Source organism: Pseudoroseomonas ludipueritiae (genome assembly GCF_014490445.1).
In the GTDB taxonomy this organism is placed as follows: domain Bacteria; phylum Pseudomonadota; class Alphaproteobacteria; order Acetobacterales; family Acetobacteraceae; genus Pseudoroseomonas; species Pseudoroseomonas ludipueritiae.
The window spans coordinates 1-2858 of the sequence record NZ_JACTUZ010000281.1; the positions used below are offsets into that span (position 1 = coordinate 1).

1 protein-coding gene is annotated in these 2858 nt (G+C 76.1%); it reads right to left on the reverse strand.

Annotated elements, in window-relative coordinates; genetic code table 11:
- On the reverse strand, positions 1-2858 hold a 2858-nt coding region (locus IBL25_RS25530), incomplete at both ends, for an acyltransferase domain-containing protein (protein ID WP_187781255.1).

Genomic DNA, 2858 nt, shown 5'->3' on the forward strand with positions numbered 1-2858 from the left:
CAGGGCGGCGGCGAGCACCGGCAGCAGCGCCTCTCCCCCCTGCGCCCGGGCAGCGGCGGCCATGCCCACCACAAGGTCAGCCGGGCCGGGCAGGGCGGCGGCGCCGTCCCAGGTGGCGAAGGTGAAGTCCACCCGCTCCCCATGCGGTGGCACGGCGGCGGCGCGCGCTTCGGCGGAGACGGCGGTGTAGCGGATCTGCCGGCCGCTCCCTTCCAGCGCCGCCAGCAGCGCGCGGGTCAGCGGGCCACCCTGGGCGCCGACTTCCAGCACGCGCAGCGGCTGCGCTTCCGGCCATGCGGCGGCGAGGCGTGCCACGGCGGCACCCATGACCTCGGCCAGCCGCGCGAAGCCGGCGGCCTCGGGCGACGGGCGGGATTCAGGCTGCGGCTGGCCGTCCAGCGCGGCGGGCAGCCGCTCGGCGGCCAGGGCCAGCCAGGCCAGTTCATGCGCCAGCGAGGGGGATTCGGCCAGCACGGCGCGCCAGATCTCGGTGGCCGGGGGCAGTTCGTCGCCGGGCAGCAGGCGCCAGCCGGTGGGGGTGGCCTCGGCCAGCCCATCCTCGGCCAGGGCATGCAGCAGGGCGCGGGCATAGGGGGAGAGCCCCGCTGCCGGCAGTTCCGCGCCTGCGCCGGCCTTGGCCAGCAGCGCCGCATGGGCGCTGGCGATCACATGGCCTTCCAGCAGCAGGCTGGTTTCCTGCAATTCCAGCGTGGCATCGTGGGCCAGGGCCACGTCCAGGGCTTCCGCCAGCACGGGGGCGGCTTCGGCCGGGGGCGCGCCCAGCGCCGGGCGCTCCACCACGCGGAAGGCGGCTTCGGCGGCGGGGGCGCGCTGGCCGAGGCGGATGGCCTGCATCCAGGCATCCTCCAGCCGCGCCACCACCTGCCCGGCACCATCGCGCAGCACCACGGCACAGCGGCCGGAGCGTTCGCCACGATGCGTCACAGCCAGCTCGGCCCGCACCGCCACCGTGCCGCCACGGCGCAGCACCAGCCGGCCGAAGCGCACCGGCACCATGGCGCGGCCGTCATCGGGCCGGTCATGCGCCATCAGTTCCAGCAGGCCTTGCAGCGCGCCATCCAGCCGCACCGGGTGCAGCAGGAAATGCTCGTCCGCCGGGGCTTCCTCCGGCAGGGCCAGCCGCACCAGGGCGGTCTCGCCGCCGGGGGCCAGGCGCACCTCCCGCACCGGGCGGAAGGCGGGGCCGTAGTGCAGGCCGAAGCGGCGGGCGGTGGCCTGAAGCTGCTCGCCACTCACGGCCAGGGCGGCGGAGGCCTCGGCGCCGCGCAGGGCGGCCAGGGGCGCGTCCGGCAGGGCAGCCAGGGTGGCGGCGGCGACCTGCCCGCGGGCATGCAGGCTCCAGTCCTCGCCCGACATGCGCGGGCGGCTTTCCAGGCGGAAAAGGCCGCTCTCGGGGTCGAGGGAGAAGCGGACCTCGCGCGCCGAATCCCTGGCCACCGGCAGGGTGCGCAGCAGTTGCAGGTCCCGCAGCTCCAGCGCCGGGGCCTCGGGCCAGAGGCGGGCGGCGGCGGCCAGGGCCATCTCGGCCATGCCGGCGGCGGGCAAAACGGCCTCGCTGCCCAGGGCATGGTCGGCCAGCCAGGGTTCCAGCGTGCTGTCCAGCGCGCGGCTCCAGCGCAGGGGCTCGGCGCCCTGGCGGAAGCCCAGCAGCGGGTGGTCCAGCGCCGGGTCGTGCAGCCGGGCGGATTCCGGGGTCGCGGCATGCCAGTGGCGCTGCCGGTCGAAGGGCGTGGCGGGCAGGCCGCCGCGCGTGGCGGGGCCGGACCAGATGGCGGCGCCGCGCGGGTCGGCGCCATGCACGAAGGCGCGGTCCAGCATGGCGGGGAAGGGGTCGCCCGCGCCATCGCGCTTGGAAAGGCTGGGGAGCACCGGGGCCTCGGCCTCGGCGGCGCGCAGGCTGTCCCGCAGATAGGATTGCAGCACCGGATGCGGGCCGATCTCGATGAACAGGCGCGCGCCGGCATCCACCGCCGCCTGCACGGCGGCCTGGAAGCGCACGGGGTCGCGCAGGTTGTGCCACCAATAGGTGGCATCGAGATCCAGCCCCGGCACCAGCATGCCGTTGACGGAGGAAAGGAAGGGCAAGCGGCCCTGGGCGGGCTGCAGCCCTTCCAGCTCCCGCATCAGGGAGCCGCGCACCGGCTCCATGGCAGAGGAATGGAAGGCATAGTCCAGGCCCAGCAGCACGGCGGGCAGGCGCTTCTTCTTGGCCAGGGCCACCAGCTTTTCCAGCGGCTCGGCCGGGCCGGCCACGGTGATGGCGTCGGGCGCATTGAAGGCGGCGACTTCCGGCGCCCAGCCGGCGGCATCCTGCCCGGCCTCGGCCAGCAGGGGTGCTGCGGCCTCGGCGCTGGCGCCGATGGCGGCCATGCGGCCCTGGCCGCGCGTCAGGTGCTGGGCGCGGGAGCGGGCGACCACCAGCCGCGCCGCCTGTTGCACGGTGAGGATGCCGGCGACGCAGGCCGCCGCCACCTCGCCCACCGAATGACCGAGGCAGAGGCCGGGCCGCAGCCCCTGTTCCGCCAGGGCGGCGGTGATGCCGAGCTGCACCAGGAAGAGCAGCGGCTGGGCATAGTCGGTGCCGTCCAGCAGTTCCGCCGAAACACCTTCGGCCAGCAGCGCGGCGCCGGACCAGCCGGTGAGCGGCGCCAGGGCGGCATCGGCTTCCTCGACGGCGGCGCGGAAGGTGGCGTTATGCGCCATGGCTTCCTGGGCCATGCCGGCGAATTGCGCGCCATTGCCGGAAAACACGAAGGCCACCGGCCCCTCGGCCAGGGCGCGGGCGCTGCCGGCGGTGGCGCCGGCGGGCTGGGCGCCGCTGGCCCATTCGCCGGCCA